The organism is Bradyrhizobium sp., assembly GCF_016462955.1.
Classification (GTDB): Bacteria; Pseudomonadota; Alphaproteobacteria; order Rhizobiales; family Xanthobacteraceae; genus Bradyrhizobium.
Genome location: NZ_JAEMSD010000221.1, coordinates 1 through 237 on the forward strand (window position 1 = coordinate 1; position 237 = coordinate 237).

Here is a 237-nt window from a genome sequence, read left to right on the forward strand (position 1 = left end):
TGTCGGCCGGCTTCGGCGCCGGCGGCGTTGCCGGAGGCGCAGGCGGCGGATTGTTGACGGCGACAGGCGGCGCGGCGGGAGGTGCAGGCGGCGGCGTCGAGGGGCGCGATCCGCCCGGGCCCGGAATGAACGAGAAATCCTCGGCCAAGGACGAGGAAATCCACGGAACCTGCTCGCCGCGTGAGGCGCGGGTTACGCCCATCTTGGTGCGGTTCAGCGTCTCCTCGGCCATCAGGT

General features: G+C 71.7%; 1 pseudogene. It reads right to left on the reverse strand.

Annotation, left to right across the window (positions count from 1 at the left end):
• Positions 1–237, reverse strand: a pseudogene (locus tag JHD07_RS21565) (hypothetical protein); the annotation flags it as partial.